This window comes from Reinekea blandensis MED297 (assembly GCF_000153185.1).
Taxonomy (GTDB): domain Bacteria; phylum Pseudomonadota; class Gammaproteobacteria; order Pseudomonadales; family Natronospirillaceae; genus Reinekea; species Reinekea blandensis.
The window spans coordinates 641,694-662,424 of the sequence record NZ_CH724150.1; the positions used below are offsets into that span (position 1 = coordinate 641,694).

21 protein-coding genes are annotated in these 20,731 nt (G+C 53.1%); 5 read left to right on the forward strand and 16 right to left on the reverse strand.

Annotated features, from left to right (window positions below; translation table 11 throughout):
- The first annotated feature begins 16 nt into the window (after window positions 1–16).
- Window positions 17–913 carry a LysR family transcriptional regulator gene (locus MED297_RS08325; RefSeq protein ID WP_008044014.1) on the forward strand — a complete coding sequence of 299 codons (897 nt, stop codon included), beginning with the start codon at window positions 17–19 and terminating at the stop codon, window positions 911–913.
- Here MED297_RS08325 and rrtA read toward each other — a convergent pair.
- Window positions 840–1,460 carry a rhombosortase gene (gene rrtA, locus MED297_RS21815; RefSeq protein WP_161599287.1) on the reverse strand — a complete coding sequence of 207 codons (621 nt, stop codon included), beginning with the start codon at window positions 1,458–1,460 and terminating at the stop codon, window positions 840–842. The genes MED297_RS08325 and rrtA overlap by 74 nt on opposite strands.
- Window positions 1,461–1,519: 59 nt before the next feature.
- Here rrtA and MED297_RS08330 point away from each other — a divergent pair, with 59 nt between their 5' ends.
- On the forward strand, window positions 1,520–2,407 hold the full coding sequence (locus MED297_RS08330) for a recombination-associated protein RdgC (RefSeq protein ID WP_008044016.1): 888 nt from the start codon (window positions 1,520–1,522) through the stop codon (window positions 2,405–2,407).
- A gap of 111 nt (window positions 2,408–2,518) precedes the next feature.
- On the forward strand, window positions 2,519–3,187 hold the full coding sequence (locus MED297_RS08335; RefSeq protein ID WP_008044018.1) for a hypothetical protein: 669 nt from the start codon (window positions 2,519–2,521) through the stop codon (window positions 3,185–3,187).
- A 13-nt stretch (window positions 3,188–3,200) separates the two neighbouring features.
- Here MED297_RS08335 and MED297_RS08340 read toward each other — a convergent pair whose 3' ends face one another.
- The 15 genes from MED297_RS08340 to ccmA form a co-directional block, all read right to left on the reverse strand.
- Window positions 3,201–3,677 (reverse strand): DUF2489 domain-containing protein, encoded by a 477-nt coding sequence (locus tag MED297_RS08340; protein WP_008044019.1) that lies wholly within the window; start codon window positions 3,675–3,677, stop codon window positions 3,201–3,203.
- An 86-nt stretch (window positions 3,678–3,763) separates the two neighbouring features.
- Window positions 3,764–3,979: a YheU family protein gene (locus MED297_RS08345; protein ID WP_008044020.1), complete on the reverse strand. Its 216-nt coding sequence runs from the start codon at window positions 3,977–3,979 to the stop codon at window positions 3,764–3,766.
- A gap of 11 nt (window positions 3,980–3,990) precedes the next feature.
- Entirely contained in the window at window positions 3,991–4,425 is a 435-nt protein-coding gene (locus tag MED297_RS08350) for a hypothetical protein (protein ID WP_008044021.1), read from the reverse strand.
- Window positions 4,426–4,527: 102 nt separating this feature from the next.
- Window positions 4,528–6,552: an NAD-dependent DNA ligase LigA gene (gene ligA / locus MED297_RS08355; RefSeq protein ID WP_008044022.1), complete on the reverse strand. Its 2,025-nt coding sequence runs from the start codon at window positions 6,550–6,552 to the stop codon at window positions 4,528–4,530.
- A 17-nt stretch (window positions 6,553–6,569) separates the two neighbouring features.
- Window positions 6,570–7,661 carry a cell division protein ZipA gene (gene zipA / locus MED297_RS08360; protein WP_008044023.1) on the reverse strand — a complete coding sequence of 364 codons (1,092 nt, stop codon included), beginning with the start codon at window positions 7,659–7,661 and terminating at the stop codon, window positions 6,570–6,572.
- A gap of 16 nt (window positions 7,662–7,677) precedes the next feature.
- A complete protein-coding gene (smc, locus tag MED297_RS08365; protein ID WP_008044024.1) occupies window positions 7,678–11,178 on the reverse strand; it encodes a chromosome segregation protein SMC in 3,501 nt (1,166 codons plus the stop codon).
- Window positions 11,179–11,367: 189 nt separating this feature from the next.
- Window positions 11,368–12,573, reverse strand: coding sequence for a c-type cytochrome biogenesis protein CcmI (ccmI, locus tag MED297_RS08370; protein ID WP_008044025.1), 1,206 nt, complete (start codon window positions 12,571–12,573; stop codon window positions 11,368–11,370).
- Window positions 12,573–13,043, reverse strand: a complete 471-nt coding sequence (locus tag MED297_RS08375; RefSeq protein ID WP_008044026.1) for a cytochrome c-type biogenesis protein — start codon at window positions 13,041–13,043, stop codon at window positions 12,573–12,575. Before MED297_RS08375 ends, ccmI begins: the two co-directional genes overlap by 1 nt.
- Window positions 13,030–13,563 (reverse strand): DsbE family thiol:disulfide interchange protein, encoded by a 534-nt coding sequence (locus MED297_RS08380; protein WP_008044027.1) that lies wholly within the window; start codon window positions 13,561–13,563, stop codon window positions 13,030–13,032. Before MED297_RS08380 ends, MED297_RS08375 begins: the two co-directional genes overlap by 14 nt.
- Complete coding sequence (locus MED297_RS08385; RefSeq protein ID WP_008044028.1) at window positions 13,560–15,515, reverse strand: heme lyase CcmF/NrfE family subunit; 1,956 nt, start codon at window positions 15,513–15,515, stop codon at window positions 13,560–13,562. Before MED297_RS08385 ends, MED297_RS08380 begins: the two co-directional genes overlap by 4 nt.
- Window positions 15,516–15,527: 12 nt before the next feature.
- Window positions 15,528–15,971, reverse strand: a complete 444-nt coding sequence (gene ccmE / locus MED297_RS08390; RefSeq protein WP_008044032.1) for a cytochrome c maturation protein CcmE — start codon at window positions 15,969–15,971, stop codon at window positions 15,528–15,530.
- Window positions 15,968–16,141: a heme exporter protein CcmD gene (gene ccmD, locus MED297_RS08395; RefSeq protein WP_008044042.1), complete on the reverse strand. Its 174-nt coding sequence runs from the start codon at window positions 16,139–16,141 to the stop codon at window positions 15,968–15,970. Before ccmD ends, ccmE begins: the two co-directional genes overlap by 4 nt.
- Window positions 16,141–16,899 carry a heme ABC transporter permease CcmC gene (gene ccmC, locus MED297_RS08400; RefSeq protein WP_008044044.1) on the reverse strand — a complete coding sequence of 253 codons (759 nt, stop codon included), beginning with the start codon at window positions 16,897–16,899 and terminating at the stop codon, window positions 16,141–16,143. Before ccmC ends, ccmD begins: the two co-directional genes overlap by 1 nt.
- A gap of 101 nt (window positions 16,900–17,000) precedes the next feature.
- The gene (gene ccmB / locus MED297_RS08405) at window positions 17,001–17,672 is read right to left on the reverse strand and encodes a heme exporter protein CcmB (protein ID WP_008044046.1); all 672 of its coding nucleotides are present in this window, start codon (window positions 17,670–17,672) and stop codon (window positions 17,001–17,003) included.
- A complete protein-coding gene (gene ccmA / locus MED297_RS08410) occupies window positions 17,669–18,301 on the reverse strand; it encodes a cytochrome c biogenesis heme-transporting ATPase CcmA (protein ID WP_050762890.1) in 633 nt (210 codons plus the stop codon). Before ccmA ends, ccmB begins: the two co-directional genes overlap by 4 nt.
- Window positions 18,302–18,460: 159 nt before the next feature.
- Here ccmA and fliK point away from each other — a divergent pair, with 159 nt between their 5' ends.
- Together fliK and MED297_RS08420 are read left to right on the forward strand one after the other, a co-directional pair.
- Window positions 18,461–20,353, forward strand: a complete 1,893-nt coding sequence (gene fliK / locus MED297_RS08415; protein WP_008044048.1) for a flagellar hook-length control protein FliK — start codon at window positions 18,461–18,463, stop codon at window positions 20,351–20,353.
- A complete protein-coding gene (locus MED297_RS08420; RefSeq protein WP_008044049.1) occupies window positions 20,350–20,688 on the forward strand; it encodes an EscU/YscU/HrcU family type III secretion system export apparatus switch protein in 339 nt (112 codons plus the stop codon). The genes fliK and MED297_RS08420 overlap by 4 nt, the downstream gene beginning before the upstream one ends.
- Window positions 20,689–20,731: the final 43 nt, after the last annotated feature.

Below are 20,731 nucleotides of genomic sequence, written 5' to 3' on the forward strand. Positions count from 1 at the left end.
CCAAATGGTTATCCATATGGATCTGAACAGTTTAGAAGCGTTCCTGACCGTGGCCGAACTGGGCTCTTTCTCCCGGGCGGGAGAACGGCTCTTTTTAACGCAACCCGCCATTTCCAAGCGCATTGCCAACCTCGAAAGTCAGCTTGGCACCGCGTTATTTGATCGTATTGGACGCGAGGTATATCTGACGGAAGCCGGCCAAATGCTGCAGAACCGGGCTCAAACTCTGATTGATGAACTGCGCGACATTCAAAGCTCCGTTACGCAACTCACCTCAAACGACATCCGCCAGCTAAATCTGGCGAGCAGCCACCACATCGGCCTGCACTATCTTGGCCCCATTCTGCGCCGGTTTGTGTCCAACAACCCCAGTGCCAAACTGGACGTTCGCTTCATGGAATCCGAACAGGCCGTCAACGCCTTACTGAAACGGGATATCGAAATCGCACTGACCACGATTCCCAGCCCGTTGCATCGGGATCTGCAGGCGACAACGCTGTGGCAGGACAAACTGCATTTTGTGGTGTCGAAAGATCACCCACTGGCCGGCAGAAAAGATCGCTTGCGGTTAAATGAACTCGCCCACCTAACGGCTATTTTACCGGATCGTCAGACAACAACCTTTCAAATTATCGAGAAAACCTTTGAACGGCACCACATCCCGTTAAAACGGGTGATGAGTGTAAATTATCTGGAAACGATACGAGCACTGGTCAGCCACAACCTTGGCTGGAGTCTGTTACCGGAAGTCATGCTCAACGAAAACCTGACCTGCCTGAGCATTGAACGGGTCGAACTGTCGCGTAATCTCGGCATCATTCAACATCGTAGACGTACGGTCAGTCGGGGGACACGCGCATTGATTGAACTTGCTGTCGAAGCCAGTCAATCACCACACACAACCAGCCACTGAGCAACCCCCACAAATGCGATTCATGAGCCACATCGGCCGCAATCAGCTCTCCGACCCAATCACGTCCGCCCGAAGGCTGAATGTTCTCTAGAATGACCTTGCCACTGAGAATGAGCAGAAACAGCAGCTGGACCCACACCGGGTACGCTCGTGTGCGCACAGCCCCGATCACCAGCCAGCCATACAAAAGACCCGACAAGCCTACATACCGGTCATAGTCCGATACGGCCAGCGCCACACTGCATAACAACCAGACAACCAGGTAAGGCAGCAGAGCTTTAAGCGGCTGACGAGCTGGCCACAACAACCACAACACAATGAGCCCCCATTGATTCAACAACCAATGACGCAGGTTTAACTGGGTTATCCACGCCGTGAACGGTCGCCAGAACTCTCCGCTCCGCATGGCGACAGCGTCGTACCCAAGCCAATCCACCGACCAGGATAACGACCCCAATAACGTTAGCAGCGCGAGGCAGATCAACGCCGAATGGGCCGGTGACCGAACGAGCTGAGCGAGCAATGATTTAGGACGAAAACTCAACATGCAATTCCTGTCTGAGACGTTACAATGCCGGCCACTTTTCATTTCCGGAGTTTTGATTCATGTGGTTCAAAAACCTACAGGTCTTTTCTTTCACTGACGCCTTTCAGTTTACCGCGGAACAGGTGAACGAGCGACTCGCACAACATGAATTTACCCCGATCAGCCAAATGCAGGAGTCCAGCTTTGGCTGGGTCCCCTCGTTCAAAGATTCATCTCTGTTCTGTGAACAGGTCTCAGGCAGGCTGTTTTTTACGGCGCAGATTCAGGACAAAATCCTGCCGGCCAGCGTCATCAATGACCATTTGATCGAAAAACTGGACGCCATCGAGTTAGAGGAAGGCCGGCGTCCGGCCCGGAAAGAGCGCGAACAACTTAAAGAAGACATACGCGCCCAACTGCTGCCCAAAGCCTTCAACAAAACCCGCCAACTCAGTGCCTGGATTGATCCGGCGAAGGGATGGTTAGTCGTCAATGCCAGTTCCGATAAGTCAGCCGATGATTTCACCGCGCATCTTCGAGAAGCACTGGGTACGTTACAGGTTATCCCTTTTGCTAAGTCGACATCGGGCAGCGACTTGCTGACAGAATGGTTCATGGACGCCACAACGCGACCCGCTGACACCGAGCTGGAAGCGGATCTGGAACTGACCATGGTGCAGGATCCGACCGTCAAAGCACGCTTTAAAAATCTCGATCTCAGTGCGCCGGAAATTCAGCAGGCCTTGGAAAGCGGCATGAGAGTTCGGCAGATGGCGATGAACCTGATTGATCACTGCCAGTTTGTCATTAACGAAAAACTGCAGATTAAACGACTGAAGTATCAGGAGGCGTTGCTGGAAAAAGCGCACGACAATGAAGACCCTCGTTCTGACGCCATATTGATGAGTGATACCGTCAGCCATTTATTGCAACTGATCGAGCCCTATACGGCCGTAGAAGCGGTCTGATGCACCCTGAAGACCTGCCTGCGCAGAGGCAGGTCCTTCTGAAACTATAGGCAACCCCGCCAAGTTATGGTGAAATGACCCCTTATTCGCGGTCTAACGGACAGACAATCAATGATGCGAGCACCACAACTGACCCCCTTGATTACCGGCCTGATTCTGATGCTGATTCCAATCAGCGCAGTCACTGCCGACGATGTCATTATTCTTGAGGATATTCCGGAACCAACCGCACCTGAACAGGTCGAGCCCATCATTGAAAACCCCGTTGAGTTTGACGTGAACGAAGCAACGGTAGACAGCACTGACACTCCCGTTGAAACGGACGTAAACGAGGTAACAACAGAGAGCCCTGAAATAACAGATGGTTCAAGTCAACCCAAAGAAGAAAACGTCAAAGTGAATGTGGTGAACGTATCCGAAACGTTTTTCCGTGTGACCACAGACCCTGAAACCGGATCGGAAACCCGCACGGCAACTCAGGAAGCTAAACCCGGAGACCTGATAGAAATCGTCATTGCGGCAAATAATGCCAGCGATGAAACTCTGAGGGATGTTGAACTGACAAATGTCGTCCCGTCCGGCCCTGTGCAGCTGCTTTTAGACACCATCGATACTAACTTCAATAATGGCTTATACCGCCTCTCGCGCAACGGCAGCGACTTTTTCCCGGCCGAAGCGGAGCTCGATGCCGACACTGTGGGTTTCATTCAATGGGTAATTTTCAGCCTGCCTGCGGGAGAGACCGCGACCTTTCGTTACCGCATTCAAATCAACCCATAAACACACGAAGACGTTAGCCCTTTTGACCGAGTGGGTCGGAAAACGTACGCAGATCGCGAAAACAAGCCATTAAAGCCTCCTGATGGCGGCTTTCGATCAATTCTCGGTCCTGATCCTGCTGCCGACGCTCTTCACGGGAAAGGGACTTTCGCGCCGAATGCGTATCGAAATGCTGAACCTGTTCAAAGACATCGTCCAAAATCTGATAACGCTGCCGCTCAGACTCCGGTAATAACAGTGCGTCCAGCAAGACTTTGCATCGGATTGTCGCTTCCGACAGATTCAGATCTTCGTCCACGACGTTTCCTGAAATGATTCGTAGACTGTTGACGATATAGTCTCGTTGCGCTTCATCTTTGGCTTGCTGTTGAGCCTGTTTTCGGGCCTGTTCCGCTTGAATAGTGCGTACCCGGCGTACCAGGATCCAGGCATAAGTCGCCAGTCCAGCAATAATCAACAGCGCAATAATCAACAATACAGTGGTCAGCATGCAGGGCTCCAGCAGAAAATATTTCACTTGTTTCGGGGAATAGTGGTGTTCTTCGTGGTTGATTCAAGGGGTGAGTCTGGGACCGGTCAGGACAAGTCCTCGGCACGCTGGATGTTCAACGACTGCTGTTCATCATCCCAGGTAAGCAATAATCGCCCGCTCAGTAGTTGCTGTTTAACGTTTTCAACTTGTGTTGGCCATTCAGAATGATCGACCAGAGCTTCCTGAGCCTGACGGGTCAGCCACTCTTCAATCACGCCCCGAAGCGCCTCCTGGCTGAGCTGGTCTGCAGGTACAATCATTCGCGCGCCTATTAAGAGTTCATTCGGAACGACAGTTCCTGTTCCCATTCGCACCGAACCGACAGTTCGTCACTCGGGGCATGGTAGGCCCCCGGGCTTTCCCAGTAAAAGGTGTGCTTGCCAGACAGTTCGGTTTCGAGGTGAACGGTGGCGGAGACCCAATACATCTTCTTCAACAGAGCCTCAAACTTAGCCATCCATTCTTCCCAGTGATATTCAACCGCCTGGTAGGACGCTGCAAAGTGAATGACCTGAGTCTGATAGGTGCCGTGTTCCAGGTCTTCTTCAGGAATTGAAAACATGCTGCTGGTCAGGTACGGAAAGGTGTCCGTTTCGTTCAGCTCAAGTAAGGCATCGCAGTTCATCAGACGACTTTTCAGCTGAAACCCAGCGTCGCCAGATGGTACGTCTTTGATGATTCCGTATACGATGGTTTCTTGATCCATGATTCAACCCAGTTAATCCACATTCTTACCAGTGTACCGATTGCGAGGTTAAAACCTCGTGCGGCAGTTTGCAAAACAAATGTTACACAGACTTTTTTGTTGTCAGCTTTGCCACAGCCCCTGTTGGGTGAGCCATTCAACAAACTCAGCTTCATCCATCACCGGTACACCCAGCTCTTCAGCTTTGCGCAGCTTACTCCCTGCGCCAGGCCCTGCCACGACCTGAGTCGTCTTGGCAGACACACTGCCCGCCACCTTAGCACCCAACTGCAGAAGATAGTCCTTAGCTTCATCCCGACTCATTTGCGAGATTTTACCGGTCACAACCCAAGTCTGTCCGGCCAGCACAGACGCTGACTGATCCGGTATCGGGTCATCCCAGGTTACGCCCAGAGCGATCAACCGCTGAATTTCAATCCGATTCTGTTCTTCAGAGAAATAGTTCACCACATGAGCAGCCACTTTCGGACCGACGTCTTCCACGTCCAGCAGCTGCGCCTCGGTAGCACTCATCAGTTTTTCTATCGTCCCGAAATGCATGGCCAGATTCCGCGCGGTCGTCTCACCGACTTCACGGATACCAAGGGCAAAGATGAAGCGAGCCAAGGTGGTTTCGCGGGCGGCATCAATAGCGGCAATGAGGTTAGCCGCCGACTTATCGCCCATCCGCTCCAACGCCGATACTTCTTCCTGAGTCAGCTCAAAAATATCGCTGGCGGCATGAATTTTGTTCCCTGCCAGCAGTGCATCGACGATTTTTTCACCAAAGCCATCAATATCCATCGCCTTTCGGGAGACAAAATGCTTTAGGGCCTCCCGACGCTGAGCCGAACAAATCATTCCTCCGGTACAGCGCATGACCGCTTCCCCGGCAACACGATCCACTTTCGAGCCACACTCCGGACATTCTTCAGGCGCCGTAATGGGACGAGCCTCCGGTGACCGATCTTCAGCCAACGATTTCACCACCTGGGGGATCACATCGCCCGCCCGCCGGACAATAACCCGATCACCGATATGAACATCCAGTCGCTCGATTTCATCCATGTTGTGTAACGTGGCATTACTGACGGTGACGCCACCGACAAAAACCGGCTCTAAGCGAGCAACCGGTGTCAAGGCGCCGGTTCGTCCGACCTGGAACTCAACATCGAGCAGCGTCGTCACTTCTTCCTGGGCGGGAAACTTTCGTGCAATGGCCCAACGCGGTGCACGGGAGACGAATCCGAGACGACGCTGCAACCCGAACGAGTTGACCTTGTACACAATGCCATCGATCTCGTAAGGCAATCCATTACGTTTCTGCTCTAACTGATCGTAATAATCCAACAAGCCCTGAACGTCGGTCACCAGTGCCATCTCAGGGTTGATCTTCAACCCCCATTCACTGAACTTCTGCATCAGCTGATACTGCGTATCCGGTAAGGTACCGCCTTCAAAAACGCCAACTGAGTAACAGCACATTTCCAATGGGCGCGTGGCCGTCAGTCGCGAGTCCAATTGCCGTAACGAACCCGATGCCGCATTTCTCGGATTCACAAACACCTTATCTCCGCGCTCACGAGCCTCATCATTCATGCGCTCAAAACCGGCTTTCGGCATATAAATTTCACCGCGGACTTCAAGCACTTCCGGCCAGCCGTCGCCTTGAAGCGACAGCGGAATACTGCGAATGGTGCGAACGTTCGCGGTGATGTCCTCACCGGTGGTACCGTCGCCACGCGTTGCCCCTCGGACCAGATGTCCTTGCTCATAAAGCAAACTGACCGCGATTCCATCCAGTTTTGGCTCGCAGGCGAACTCAATCGGCGATGGATCGTTTAAACGATCTTTCAATCGTTTGACGAAAGCCCCAAGATCGTCGTGGTTAAACGCGTTGTCCAGAGACAGCATCGGCATGCGATGTTCGACGGTTTCAAAACCGGCTTGAGGAGCACCGGCCACCCGCTGAGTGGGCGATTGCGGCGTCACCCATTGCGGATGTTCAGACTCAATGCGTTTCAGTTCTTCCATCAATCGATCGTATTCGACGTCTGGAATAGCGGATTCATTCAACACATAGTATTCGTGATCGTATCGGCGAATCTGTTGTATCAGCGCCTGATAGCGATCGTGCAGTTCTGTCATGACTGGGCCCTGTAGCGTCAAGAAGGGATAAGGCGTGTCCGCTCAAAGCTGCGGATTTTCTCTCGATAATACTCAACACGTTGTGGCGTTACCGAGCTGTGATCTTCATCCAGCAGTTCTCCATCCAGATGCTGAGCTAAAAACCGGGCCATTTCGAACATATGCTCGAACGCTTCCATCGCATCAGCGCCATTGGGCAACTGCATAAAGAGGGTTACTCCCGGGGTGTTCACCTGGTTCATGGCGTCCGGATCAAAGGTACCGGGCTGGACACAGTTCGCCAAAGAAAACTCGGTCACACCCCGCGGGTTACGGTAATGGAAAATATCCATCGGCCCGTGCCTCAAACCTGCGGTCAACAGCAGATCCAACACCGAGCTGCCGGAAAACTCTTCGTCCCGGCGCGCCATCACGTGCACCACAACCAGATCTTCAACCGGTCCGAGCGGAGCGGCATCGGATGCCACTTCAGGCTCCGGTTCGGGTGCCCGTTCAATGGGTTCAGCTTCGGATACGGCGTTAATGTAGGCGTCTTCGGCGGTCTCAAAATCGGTTTCGTCATCAATCTCAGCTTCCATTTCGATCGCTGATTCCATTTCTGAACTTGCCGTTTCAGCCACTGTAATCGCATCCTCTTGTTCGGTTTCCTGAAAATCATCAACCGCTGAGAATGAGAGTTCATCCGTCTCAGCGGCAGGCGATTGCGGTGCAGAATTTTCTTCTATTGCGGGTTCCGGCTGACTGTTGAAATCAAGTTCAGCCTGAAGATTACGATCGGACGCTTCGGCGGCATCGTCTTCCGGTTCAGGCTCTGAAACAACCTGAACCCGCTCCATAAGCATCGGCACCCGTTCCCGAAGATTCAAACGACTTTGAACCTCCTGTTTTTCAGAATCGGTCATTTCGCGCACCCTGGCGCCGCCGTTGGGCAACTCCCGGGCAATCTGTGCTTTCTTAGCAGCCTCTTCCGGATCGATGTAAGGCTCAGACTCCCGGGTTTTGCGACGGGTTGCCCCGGCGCCTTTACCTTTCATGCGTCGCAGGCCATCCCAGACAATGACAACAATGGCAATCAGACCTAACCAAACAATGATGTCGCGTAAATCCATACTCTGTCACCCTGTCTTACATTGCAGCCAGTTCGGCAGCTTCCTCAACATTGACGGTTACCAATCGGGAAACGCCAGGTTCGTTCATGGTCACACCCATTAACTGATGTGCCATTTCCATCGCACCTTTGTTATGCGTGATATAAATGAACTGTACGTGTTCTGACATCGCCTCAACCAGCTTGGCATATCGCCCCACGTTCGCATCATCCAATGGTGCATCAACTTCGTCCAGCATACAGAACGGTGCCGGATTCAACCGGAAGATCGAGAAGACCAACGCAATGGCGGTTAACGCCTTTTCACCACCAGACAGCAGATGAATGGTACTGTTCTTCTTACCAGGCGGTCGCGCCATAATGGCGACACCGGTATCCAGCAGGTCATCGCTGGTTAGCTCCAGATACGCATGCCCGCCGCCGAATACTTTCGGAAACAGTTCGGCCAGACCCGCATTCACTCTATCAAAGGTTTCTTTGAATCGGGTACGGGTCTCCTTGTCAATCTTGCGTATAGCATTTTCCAGGACTTCCAGAGCCTTCTGCAGATCGGTGTCCTGTTCATCCAGATAGCGCTTTCGCTCGCTCTGAGTCTGGTACTCTTCAATGGCAGCGAGGTTGATCGGACCAAGTCGCTGAATTCTGGCCGCCAAGCGCTCCAATGCAGCTTCCCATTCGGTCTCATTGGCTTCTTCGGGCAGATTGGCCAGAACGGTGTCTAAATCAAACTGTTGTTCGGCCAACTGTTCCTGAAGTGTCGTTCGACGGGTCAGAATGGCCTGCGCCGACATTCGGTGCTGCTCCAACTCTGAGCGTACCGCCTGTAATTGCTGTTCGAGAGCATGACGTTCTTTGTCAAACTCGCGCATTTTCGCATCGGCACTCTCAACCAGAGCTCGTTTTTCTGCCAGAGTTTCTTCAATTTCCAGACGACGCTCTAATCGCTCTTCCAGCTCCATCTGTACATCGTCCTGCGGATCATCGCGCTCGGCCAGCTGCTCTTTAAGCTTGGCTAAACGCCCTTCACTGCGGGCTTTCTGACTTTGCGCGCGCTCCAATGCGGTTTGAAAAGAGTCGACCTCCGCCTGCAACTGCTGTCGCTTTAACTGCAATTGATGGTGTTGATCTCTTGCCTGTTTCAAACGGTCACGCTGATCATCAATTTCAATGCGCAGTTCTTCCCGCTCACCAAGCAGGGCTTCTCGTTCATCAACGTCTTCTTCCATCGAGTCGAGAGCCGTCTGCAGCTCTTCACGGGTCATCGCCAGTGCCTCACGCTCTTCCTGCATCTGGCTTTCAACTTCTTCAATGTCCTGATCCAGACGTACACTACGGGCTTTCAGCTCCTCGGCCTGCACACGCTTACCACTCAACTCCGCTTTGACTTCCGCCAACTCCCGATTGAGTTGTTGATTCTCCTGCTGCAACTGCTCACGTTCTTCTTCAACGGACTTCAGTTGCATCTGTGCCACATCGAGACTGACGGCTAAGTCTTCTTCGGTGACTTCGAGTTCATCAATGATGTCGGCCAGCTCTTCGCGTTCCTGCTGCAGGCTCAGCAGACCGTGCTGGTTGTCTTCACCACGGCGCACCCGAAGCCAATTCGGGCCGACCCAGATGCCATCCGGGGTAATGCAGGATTCATGCGCCGCCAACTGTGGTTGCAGTGCCAGTGCTGCATCCAGATTATCGACGGTTTTCACTGTGCCCAGCCAATGGTCCAACGCGACCTCACTGGTGACCTTGTCCAACAGCGTGCCTGCGGTAGCCACCGGTGCGGATGCCTGCTGACTGATCAACGTCAGCGTGCCATCTTTAAAGCGGGCAATGGACTCGCTCATTCCGGAAACACTGTCAACCCGCACGGCCTGCAGCGCGTCACCTAACACGGTCTCCACAGCCGATTCCCAGCCTGCCTCGACATGAAGGTCTTCGGCCAAACGCTTGGCTTCACGCATTTGATGGCTGGCCAGCCAGTTCTGCACGCCTTCGGACTCATCCCCCAGCGTTGCTTTCAACAGCGCTTCAACGGTACTTTGGCGTGCGGTCTTCTGCTGCAGTTCCTGTCGCGCCTGCTCCAATCGGGTTCGCTTGGTGTCTACCTGTTCCCGTTGTTGCTGCATGCGCTCTGTGAGATCTTCTAACCGACCCTGAAGTTCTTCACCTTTGCCTTCCAGCAGGTCGGAGTCTTCGATGAGCCTTGCCAGCGTTTCGGACTCCGGATTGTCAGCAATGGCCTGGCGCTCACGATGCAGCGTTTCCTGACGCCGATGAAGCTGTTCAACCACTCGTTCCACATGCTGAATACGCGATTGCGCAACTTCGGCTTGTCGTTTAGGCCCCTGTGCATTTTGGTTAAACGCATCCCACTTGCTCTGCCACTGCTGCTGACGTTGTTCCAGTTCGGAAAGCTTGTCAGCGACTTCTTCTGCTTTCTCAGCAGCCATTTCCACTTCCGGACCCATGATTTCAAGCGTCTCACGCTTTTCTTCCATACGATCGGTATCGGTCTCGGCTTCTGAGGCGGCTTCCATTAATTGCCGTTCGGCATCTTGGATATCCTGAAGCAACTGGGCAGATTGCTCTTGCCTGTGTTGCATAGTCTGCTCAAACCGGGCGATTTCATTGCCCAGTTGATAATACTGTTCCTGCACTCGGTTAAAGGCATCAGTAGCATCATGATGCTGTTCCCGTAGCATCTCGACTTCGGTATCGATGGAACGTTGCTGGGTCACGAACGACTCATAACGCGTTTCCAGCTCTGAAATTTTCAGCTCTTGCCCACTGACTTCTTGGTTCAGGCGTTGCCATTTCAGCGCCGACAACTGCGCTTTGGTCTGACGCTCTTCCTGTTTGAACTGTTTATACTTTTCCGCGGACTGCGCCTGTCGATGCAAATGTTGCAGCTGTCTGTCCAGCTCTTCGCGCAGGTCCGTTAATCGTTCCAGATTCTCCCGCGTTCGGCGCATCCGGTTTTCGGTTTCACGACGACGCTCTTTATAGCGGGAAATACCGGCCGCCTCTTCGATATAAACCCTCAGTTCTTCCGGCTTGGACTCAATCAGCCGTGAAATCATACCCTGCTCGATAATGGCATAAGAGCGAGGACCGAGGCCGGTTCCGAGGAACAGGTCAGTCACGTCTTTTCGGCGGCATTTGGTGCCATTCAGATAATAGGTGGAGTCGCCATCACGGGTCACCTTGCGGCGAATAGAGATTTCGTTGTAAGCCGCAAACTCACCACGCAATGTATGATCAGAGTTATCGAACACCAGTTCAACGCTACATTGGCTGACCGGTTTACGGGAGTTACTGCCATTAAAAATAACGTCGGTTTTCGATTCGCCACGCAGATGTTTCGCAGAGGACTCCCCCATGACCCATCGCACCGCGTCAATGGTATTGGATTTTCCACAGCCGTTCGGACCGACAATGGCGGACAGATTCGTAGGAAAGGGGATCTTGGTCGGATCGACGAAAGATTTGAATCCAGCCAGTTTAATACTTTTCAGACGCATGGAATCGGTTTCTGCACGGCTTTAAAGCCTCGATTCTAGCGTCAATCGAGGCTCGGGGAAACCTCCGTCAGACACGCATTTTTATTGAATATTCAATAACTTAAAGAAATCTGGAAAACCGTGATGCGTTTGTCAGAATGAATGGCGAAGGCGGAAGATCCGCCAACGCCATCGACGATCAGACAACCATCACGGCTGTTGAACCTGAATAGTGACCTGCGGTGAGGACTCGGACATATCCACAATCTCAGCCGTTCCTGTCCAGTCGCCTGGCTGGGTATTGGCCAGACCGGTCAATGAAATCCGCGCCGTCACTTCCACTTCGTCTTGCTCGGAAATACCGCCCATTGGCCCCATCGCATCCGCATCGCTCAGAATCACGGCCATTTGACCAGCGTTCACCCGCAGGCGTTTAACCGCTAACGGCATCCGTTGACCGACAGGGCGAGCATAAACAAAGAGTGCGGCCTGATCTGACAACCCTTCCCAGGCCGCTGGCAGCTCGACCTGGACAATGATCCGGGCCGGTTGCTCGGCTTCGTAGTCGATGCCCTGCTCCGCGAGCCGGTTCTTCGCATCATCAATAAAGTCATCAATGATTGAAACGTCGATTTGTGGACTGTTCAGGGTTAAACGAGTCCAATAATCGATCGCCTTCTGATAAAGCCCAAGGTCGTAACTCAAACGCCCGGCCATACCCAATGCATTGTTGCTGATCCCATACTCCAGAGACGACTCATAAGACGCCAGCGCGGCTTCTGTCTGACCAATGGTGGCCTGTGACTGGCCCAGATAACGCAGGACGGCGGCCTCATCATCCGCATTGTGCTCAACCAACCTGAGCTGTTCCAGAACATGCTGAAGGCTTCGGATGGCCGACTCGTGCCGTTGCATGTCCATCTGCATACGGGATAACCGAAACCAGCCCTCGATATTATCAGGCTCGGATTGCAGTAACGCCTCATAACTGTCGAGTGCGGCTTCAATCTCTTCAGGCTTCAGATCCGCGTTCATCGATAAAGCCCGGAACTCTTCGCGCACGGCCACGGCATCTCGGGCGCCCAGATGGTCATAAGCCACCCAGGCCGCCGCCATCATTATGACCGTCGCAACCAGCACCCACACCCAAGACAGGGTCAGGCTCTGGTTTGTCTGCCGGGATACAACTTCGGTATCTGCCAACAAGGCTTTTTCTTCTTCCAACCGAAAAGACTGATACTCTTCATCGTCGATTTCACCGGCATCGTGCCGTGCCTTCAACGCGGCCAAACGCTCTTTATGGATCTCAACAGCCTGTTGAGACGAGTCCAGTTCTACGCCAGCCTGACTGCGCTGCCGAAAAGCAAACAGAATAAAAATAAGAATGGGACATACCCAGATCAAAAAGCCTAACATCAGGATTTGTCCTCCAATAAGGTTTTGAGCCGATCGCGGTCGTCGTCCGTCAGTTCGTCGACGGTTTCACTGGATCTGGATCGGGTCATGCGTATTAACAGTATCAACCCACTGAGCAGAACAACGGCCGGTACCACCCAGAGCCAGATGGTGACCACAGACATCTGCGGTTTATAGATCACAAACTCGGTGTATCGATCGACCATAAAGTCGACAATGTCCTGATCGGAATACCCCTGATGCAGCATTTCGTAGGTTTTTTGCCGGATATCGACCGAAATCGGCGCATTGGAATCGGCTACGTTTTGGTTCTGACATTTCGGACACCGAAACTGGAACGTTAGCTCAGCGTAGCGCTCGCGCAGTTCATCGTTGTCAAAGGTCAGAACTTCGCTGGCCGCAAACGCAAGACTGCCGAACAGCAATACCAGAAATGACAGTGTCGCTGCGGTTCGATTACACCATTTCATCGTAAATCGCCTTTAACTTGTCCTGCCAGAGTTGATCGGTAATCGGGCCCTGAAAGCGATACTGCACGTTGCCTTCGGAGTCCACAAAAAAGGTTTCCGGTGCACCGGTCACGCCCAGATCGAACCCCAGATCTCCGTTTGGATCGTAAACGTCCACCTCATAAGGGTCGGCGTACTCATCCAGCCATTTCAGCGCCAGTGCCCGATCATCTTTATAATTAATACCGATGATCCGAACGCCGGATGCAGCCAGTGCGTTCAGCACCGGATGCTCGTATTTACAGGATCCACACCAGGTTGCCCAGATATTAACCAACATCGGTTCACCGGTGATGTCATCACGGGACAGAAACGCTTTTTCATCCTGCAGTTCACTCAGTTTGAAATCCGGCAGCGGCTCTCCGGTCAGCGCTGAAGGAACCGACTTGGGATCGACACCACTGACCAGGGCGTACCCGAACACGCCGAACATGGCGGCGACGACGACCAAAGGAATCGCAAAAATCAGTTTCTTATTCATGCCTGCACTCCCCGTCGACGCAATCGATAACGCTTGTCAGTAATACTCAGCGTGCCACCAATGGCCATCAGCACGGCACCGTACCAGATCCAGGTCACAAAAGGTTTTACCTGCAACCTCACTGACCAGACCTGTCGGGCTTCATCCAGAGGCTCAGCCAAAGACGCGTACAGATCCCGGGTCAGACCAGAATCGATACCCGCTTCCGTCATCACACTCCCCTGAACGGGATAAAATCGCTTCTCCGGTTCAAGCTGTGCGATTTGACGATCATTACGGAAGACTGAGATCACGCCCATATCGGATGAATAGTTAGGGCCATTCACGCGTTCCACACTGTCAAAGTCAAAGCGGTAATTGCTCATTTCAACCGAATCGCCTGCCTCCAGCCGGAAATCGCGTTCAAGGTCAAAGTTAGATACCAGCACGACACCCGTGGTCGATACAACAATGCCAAGGTGTGCCAGCCACATGCCCCAGAACCCAACACCGGCTTTGGCCAGAGCGCGCCACTTGTTGGTCGCGTTCCGCGTCCGGTCAATGAGCATCCGGACCAAGCCGATACCGACCCAGAAAACCAGAGCCATACCCAGCCATACCTGCCAGTGCAGCGTTCCGCTGACGGTTAACGGCAACAGTAAAGCGATAACAATGGCCGCCGCAGCCGCTGCCAGCAGATAACCGGTCCAGCCATGCAGCGAATGTCGCTTCCAGCGCAACATCTGACCCAAACCAAGCAGGCACAACAACACCACCATGATGAGATTAAAGACTAAGTTAAAGAACGGCGCGCCAACAGAGAGTTTGCGCCAGCCAAAAGCGTCTGCCAGCAGTGGCAGCAAGGTGCCAAACAACACGGCAAAGGTAATGACCACCAGTAACAGGTTGTTCATCAACAGGAAGGATTCACGTGACACCAGTTCAAACTGGCCGCTGGTTTTGATTTTGTGGGCGTTCAACGCATAGAGCACCAAACTGCCGCCAATGGTCAGCATCAGAATGCCCAGAATAAACAAACCACGATCCGGATCGGTTGCAAAGGCATGCACACTGGTCAACACCCCGGATCGAACCAGGAACGTCCCCAGCAAACTGAACGAGAAGGTAAATATCGCCAATAATACGGACCAACTCTTGAACAGATTGCGTTTTTCCGTGACGGCCTGAGAGTGAATCAGCGCTGTTCCGACCAACCAGGGCATAAACGAGGCATTTTCAACTGGATCCCAGAACCACCAGCCGCCCCAGCCCAGTTCGTAATAGGCCCACCAGCTGCCCAGTGCAATACCGATGGTCAGAAATGCCCAGGCAACGTTAGTCCAGGGACGTGACCAGCGGACCCAGGTCGCATCAAATCGTCCGGTAATCAGTGCCGCAATGGCAAATGCGAACGCCACCGAAAAGCCAACATACCCCATGTAGAGCGTCGGCGGATGGAGGATCAGCCCGATATCCTGAAGCAAAGGGTTCAGGTCCGAACCGTCTGCAGGAGGAACCGGCAAGATTCGCTCAAACGGGTTCGACGTAAACAGCAAAAACATCAAGAACGCGAAAGCCACAATACCCAATACACCCAGCACTGCACTTTTCAGCTCTAAGGTCAGCGTGCGCGCAAAAATGGTCACGGCAACGGTCCAGCCACCCAGCATCAGCACCCATAGCAGCATCGAACCTTCGTGGTTACCCCAGGTTGCCGAGAACTTATAGAACCACGGCAAGGCGCTGTTGGAGTTCTGACTGACAATGGCCACCGAGAAGTCATCATTAATGAATGACTGCACCAGGATGACAAAAGCCACGGCCATGAAAAAAAACATCCCCCATGACAAAGCCGGTGCTGTACGCTGCAATGCATCGTGTTTTCGAACGACGCCGGCCAGAGGCAATACAGCAAGAAGCCCGGCGAACAGCCAGGCCAGAATCAGGGAGAATTGTCCGAATTCCGGTAACATGAGAACCTCTGATCAGTTAGTGGTGTCGGGGTGACCCGCCTGTTCCAGGGCGTGGGTCACTTCCGGTGGCATGTAAGTCTCATCGTGCTTGGCTAAGACTGTATCAGCCGTCAGCAATCCGGTTTCATCCAGCTTACCGATAACCACAACACCATCACCTTCTCGGAACAGATCCGGAAGGATGCCATCGTACATAACGGCGACGTCCGCGGCGAAATCAGTCACGTTAAAGTGCACTCGCAGCGAACCATCTTCACGCTTAACCGAGCCCTCACGGACCATACCACCCGCACGAATGACCTGTTCCGTCGGTGCAACACCACTGGAGATCTCTGAAGGGGTGAAGAAAAAATTCACATTCTGGCGCAATGCGAACAGCACCAGCGCTGCCGCCACGCCAACGGCCGAAACGCCCAGTAATATTAGAAGGAGTCGTTGTTTTCGTTTTGGATTCATATCTCGCCCCGACGCTCACGTCGTTTTTGTTCTGTTATGAGTTTTTTCTTAAGCCGTCCCGGGCTTACAACATTAAAGGTTATCACTGCCAAGCCAATCGCATAGGCCGACCAGACATAGAGTCCGTGTCCACCCATCGCCATAAAGTCACCTACGGTTGCAAATGCCATTACTGCGCCTCCAGGTTCCGAATTTCTTGTTGTGCCCAGCGAGCTTTCTTCTCTCGATCGAGAATCTCCAACCGGGTTCGCATTAACATCCAGGCTAGAAACGCCAGATAAAAACCGAAAATGGATAACAACAGCGGAATTAACATAGACATGTGCATCGGAGCCGCTTCCGTCACCTTCAGCGTCGCCGGTTGATGCAAGGTATTCCACCAGTTTACGGAAAACTTAATAATGGGAATGTTGACCACGCCGACCAAGGCCAGAATAGCCGCAGCCCGATCCCCGCTCTCAGCTCGTTCCATAGCATTGTGCAATGCCCACAGACCCAGATATAACAGCAGCAGTATCAACATTGAGGTTAAGCGTGCGTCCCATACCCACCAGGCTCCCCAGGTAGGTTTCCCCCAGATGGCACCCGTTGCCAGAGCCAATATGGCCATGCTCATACCAATCGGAATGCATTGCTTGGCCGCGTAAAAAGCCAGTTTGATCCGCCAGACCAAACCGATAGCGCCGGCGACGGCTATGGTCATGTAGATGGCTTGAGACAGGAAGGCAGAAGGCACATGCAGAAAGATGATGCGATAGCTATTGCCTTGCAGACGCTCAACCGGCGAAAACGCCAGTCCCCAGACAAGGGCCGTCGCAATACAAATCAATGCCAACCACCCCAGCCAGAAGCTCCAGGGTCGGGACATTTCATAAAACCACTTTGGTGAGCTCCATTTATGGAACCAGCGCACAAAGGCTTGCCACATTGGGACATCTCTCCTCAAAAACGATGTTATTCTGATTTTTTAGACGGTTTGCGAAAACCCTTTTTACATCCCGCAAACAGTCATTTTCTGTTCAATTGACGTCAGTCACCTACCGTCACTCTAAGCGCCGCCACTGTCAGCCAAGGCGAAACGGCGAACGCACCAGCACCAAACGCGCCTAACAGAGCTAACTGAGCGGTCCACGGCATCCCATTCGCGAACGACTGAACGGCGGACGTCCCGAAAATAATGACAGGAACAAATAACGGCATAATGAGTATGGTCAAGAGGAGGCCGCCTTTTCGCAGACCAACCGTCAGTGCCGCACCGATTCCACCTAATAAGCTAAGCGTCAATGTTCCAATGGCCAATGTCAGCATCAGTAACGGTATCGCGCTTACCGGTAAGGCCAGCATGACAGACAACACCGGGGACATCAGCGTTAACGGCAAACCAGTTACCAACCAATGACTGAGGGTTTTGCATAGCACCAGTAATTGAGCCGGAACCGATGACAGCAGCATTTGTTCGAGTGAACCGTCCTCGAAATCGTGCCGAAACAGAAGGTCCAACGACAGCAACGCCGCTAACAGAGCAGCGACCCACAGGACTCCTGCGGCCATTTCTGACAGTTTCTGTAAATCCGGCGTTACGCCTATGGGAAACAAAGACACAACAATCAGAAAGAAAAACAAGGGATTCGCCAGGTCCGACCGTCGACGGTTGGCCAGGGTCAGCTCCCGTGCCAGCATCTGCCGCAATACAACGTTCATGGTCTGACTCCGATCTGCAATTCTCGAACTGCGGTATGATTCAAACCGTGATGGCTGGTCATGATGACGCTGCCACCGGTATCGGCAAAAGCTTCGATTCGTTTTTCCAGTTGCGCAACAGCGCTCACATCCAAAGCCGTAAAAGGCTCATCGAGCACCCAGAGCCGCACATCCGGTAAATCCAGGTACAACTTCGACAGCGCGACCCGCCGTTGTTGCCCTGCCGACAGGCTGCCGCTGGGAACATCTTCATAACCGCGCAATCCAACCGTATCCAAGGCCTGCCAAAGCAATGATTCATCGACATCGGCGTTATGCAGTGCCACCGAAAACGCCAGGTTTTCCAATGGAGTCAACTGCAAGGTCACGGCGGGTCGATGAGCCAAGTACCAGAAACGTTGACCGTCCGGCTGCTGACCGTCCGCGCTGAAATCAGCCCCCCAGGTTATGGTCCCATCGACCACCCAGCTCAAGCCGACAATTCGTCGCAACAATGTCGTTTTGCCCGCACCATTCGGACCTTTGATGTGCAGAATCTCGCCCGATTCGACCGCAAAGCTAAGCTGTTCAAACAACACCCGATCGTCACGTTCGCAATATAACTTATCTGCTTGAACTATGCCTTGCATATACCTACCCAGAATAAAACCGCGGCCATTATAACGACCGAAAGTCATGCTTCCGTAACCTTTACCAAAGCCTGAACCTTACCTGCGAAAGCCTCGCAAACTCAACTATTTCACAGGCCCGCCGATAACGGGTTATGATCAGAAAACGACCAGTTACCAATGAGCGTGTCCACCATGGCAAACGAAGGCATACGACTTCCCAGTGATACTACCGTTGCCAGTCAGAAAGTGCATCGCGGAAGTCAGGCCCGGGACACTCAGATCACCCCGGCTACCCCGAAAGAGGTAGCCACGCCACAAACGCTGATCACCGTGGTTTTACAGACCAAGCCGCTCATTGAAGGCAGCCGAAGTGGTCTGTTTGAACTGTTGTTGCAGAATGATCCCAAAAGTGAGCCGCCAATTCGGTTGCAGAGCGATACCCGGATCGCGCCCGGCACCTCATTGCTTTTGGAACTGGATGATCAGGGCGTTTATCGTCCAATTGAACGACCCAGTCGTGCACAGTTGACCCAGATGATTCAACTGGAGCTCGACTTCTGGCGAGCGCACTTGTTGCCAAAGGCCGACCAGCGAAGCTTCCCGCCAACACCTGAAGCGGCCGCCTTAACCCGAATAGGCAATCAATGGCCGGAGCTGAAGCCCTTGACGGAATGGCTGACGCAACGCCCGGAAACCATTACAGGCCGTGAAATGCAGCGTTGGTTTCGGGAAACCAGCCCGCTAAGCCACCTGAGAAACTGGCAACTTACGCCTTCTACGCAGGAGACTTCGGCCAGACAAAGGACGACACCCACGGCCGATGTTTCACGTGTGCTGCCACTGCCATCACCAATTGCGGCTCAACACCCTGCCCTCAATTATCCGATCGGTACGCGCGTCAACATCAATCCATTACCGCCGAATGGTTTAGCACCGGCAACTGCCCAAACTGACCGAACATCTAACCCGTCTGTGCTCACTTTTGCAGGTCGGGTTTTCACATTAACTACGGCACCGTTGACGCAACCGGTATCGCCGGTCGTGTTCCATGACAGCGTCACACCCATTCGCGCTACGCTCGCCTGGCCGTCACTACTCAGTACGGCCACGACCACGGCAACGCCCACGACGCAAAACCAACCGTCGAACCTATCCACACAAGCGCCAACCGGTTCGGTCAGCACGGGGACACCAGCGACTTCAGTAACCCCCGTACCGGTTCATTTTGCGTTAACCCCAGTTCGATCAGCAGACCATCAACCGGCACTGCAACTGATCGCACAAGTCCCACAACCGATAACATCAACCGATACGGGATCAAGAGCCCCCCTGCAGACACTCCCTCTGCCGAGAAACCTCGAGTTATTACCACAACGAAGAGACGGCGAACTGCCCATAGAAATGAAGCTGGGATTATGGTTGCAGCAACTGGACAAAACCGTGGCGCAACACCCTGCAACGCTGCAAAGTCAGATGCAGGGAAAAGCCGAAGAGATTCTCCGCAACATGGAACTCACCCGATCAACGCCCGATGCGGTTACGCGCCCTTCAACTGACGCGGCATCTGACAACGATGCACCACTGCTGGCACTGCGCAATCTGTTGGATTCAACACTGGCCCGGATTCAAAACAATGCCATTCAGACGGCAGCGCAACAAGTAACGCAACCCGATCAACCCGTACAGCAGATGCAACTGCCATTAATCTGGCTGGGACTCACCAGTTGGGCGGACATCGAATGGTGGCAGGAGCGCCCTAAAAAAGACAAAAAACAGAAAGATCAGGATGAGTCGCGACGACGCCGTTGGCGAATGAAAATCTATCTGACTCTGACACCGCTGGGACAGGTGTGCGCGGATCTTGACTGGGGTCCCGACCAAACCCAACTGACGTTCTGGAGCGAAGACCCCGCCACATTGAATCACCTGAATCAATTGTTGCCCACACTGAACCAGTGGACCGAAGGGTTGGGTGAACGCAATCTGTCGACCAAGCATGGCATGCCGTCTCGACGTCAAAATCACCGAGACGATGAACCGTCTCACCATCTCGTGGACATCAAAACATGACGGACGAACAAACTACCCGAGCGGCCACATTGAAATACAAGGGCCGGAAAACGCCCATCATATCGGCTTTAGGAAAAAACGAGCAGGCCGAGGAAATGATCCAGCTTGCCAAAGCCTGTGGCGTCCCGGTTTACGAAGATGAAGACTTAGCGGCCATTCTCAGCCAGCTGGATGTCGGCCAGGCCATACCTGCAGAACTGTATGAGTGGGTGGCCAGTGTCCTGGCCTTTGCTTTTTTTGCCCGTAATGAAGTGCCTGATGGTTTTTCGCAAACTCAGACCCGAACGGCTTATGACAAACTCCGTAAGGTCTATCACAACGAACCCAATGGCTAAGGGTTCGGGCGTTCCAACACATTTGACCGACGAACAAACCCAG

What these genes read in the sequence shown, in the direction of transcription:
- MED297_RS08325 (WP_008044014.1), top strand. Translation starts at nt 17, where the DNA reads ATGGATCTGAACAGTTTAGAAGCGTTCCTGACCGTGGCCGAACTGGGC.
- rrtA (WP_161599287.1), bottom strand. Translation starts at nt 1,460, where the DNA reads ATGTTGAGTTTTCGTCCTAAATCATTGCTCGCTCAGCTCGTTCGGTCA.
- MED297_RS08330 (WP_008044016.1), top strand. Translation starts at nt 1,520, where the DNA reads ATGTGGTTCAAAAACCTACAGGTCTTTTCTTTCACTGACGCCTTTCAG.
- MED297_RS08335 (WP_008044018.1), top strand. Translation starts at nt 2,519, where the DNA reads ATGATGCGAGCACCACAACTGACCCCCTTGATTACCGGCCTGATTCTG.
- MED297_RS08340 (WP_008044019.1), bottom strand. Translation starts at nt 3,677, where the DNA reads ATGCTGACCACTGTATTGTTGATTATTGCGCTGTTGATTATTGCTGGA.
- MED297_RS08345 (WP_008044020.1), bottom strand. Translation starts at nt 3,979, where the DNA reads ATGATTGTACCTGCAGACCAGCTCAGCCAGGAGGCGCTTCGGGGCGTG.
- MED297_RS08350 (WP_008044021.1), bottom strand. Translation starts at nt 4,425, where the DNA reads ATGGATCAAGAAACCATCGTATACGGAATCATCAAAGACGTACCATCT.
- ligA (WP_008044022.1), bottom strand. Translation starts at nt 6,552, where the DNA reads ATGACAGAACTGCACGATCGCTATCAGGCGCTGATACAACAGATTCGC.
- zipA (WP_008044023.1), bottom strand. Translation starts at nt 7,661, where the DNA reads ATGGATTTACGCGACATCATTGTTTGGTTAGGTCTGATTGCCATTGTT.
- smc (WP_008044024.1), bottom strand. Translation starts at nt 11,178, where the DNA reads ATGCGTCTGAAAAGTATTAAACTGGCTGGATTCAAATCTTTCGTCGAT.
- ccmI (WP_008044025.1), bottom strand. Translation starts at nt 12,573, where the DNA reads ATGTTAGGCTTTTTGATCTGGGTATGTCCCATTCTTATTTTTATTCTG.
- MED297_RS08375 (WP_008044026.1), bottom strand. Translation starts at nt 13,043, where the DNA reads ATGAAATGGTGTAATCGAACCGCAGCGACACTGTCATTTCTGGTATTG.
- MED297_RS08380 (WP_008044027.1), bottom strand. Translation starts at nt 13,563, where the DNA reads ATGAATAAGAAACTGATTTTTGCGATTCCTTTGGTCGTCGTCGCCGCC.
- MED297_RS08385 (WP_008044028.1), bottom strand. Translation starts at nt 15,515, where the DNA reads ATGTTACCGGAATTCGGACAATTCTCCCTGATTCTGGCCTGGCTGTTC.
- ccmE (WP_008044032.1), bottom strand. Translation starts at nt 15,971, where the DNA reads ATGAATCCAAAACGAAAACAACGACTCCTTCTAATATTACTGGGCGTT.
- ccmD (WP_008044042.1), bottom strand. Translation starts at nt 16,141, where the DNA reads ATGGCATTTGCAACCGTAGGTGACTTTATGGCGATGGGTGGACACGGA.
- ccmC (WP_008044044.1), bottom strand. Translation starts at nt 16,899, where the DNA reads ATGTGGCAAGCCTTTGTGCGCTGGTTCCATAAATGGAGCTCACCAAAG.
- ccmB (WP_008044046.1), bottom strand. Translation starts at nt 17,672, where the DNA reads ATGAACGTTGTATTGCGGCAGATGCTGGCACGGGAGCTGACCCTGGCC.
- ccmA (WP_050762890.1), bottom strand. Translation starts at nt 18,301, where the DNA reads ATGCAAGGCATAGTTCAAGCAGATAAGTTATATTGCGAACGTGACGAT.
- fliK (WP_008044048.1), top strand. Translation starts at nt 18,461, where the DNA reads ATGAGCGTGTCCACCATGGCAAACGAAGGCATACGACTTCCCAGTGAT.
- MED297_RS08420 (WP_008044049.1), top strand. Translation starts at nt 20,350, where the DNA reads ATGACGGACGAACAAACTACCCGAGCGGCCACATTGAAATACAAGGGC.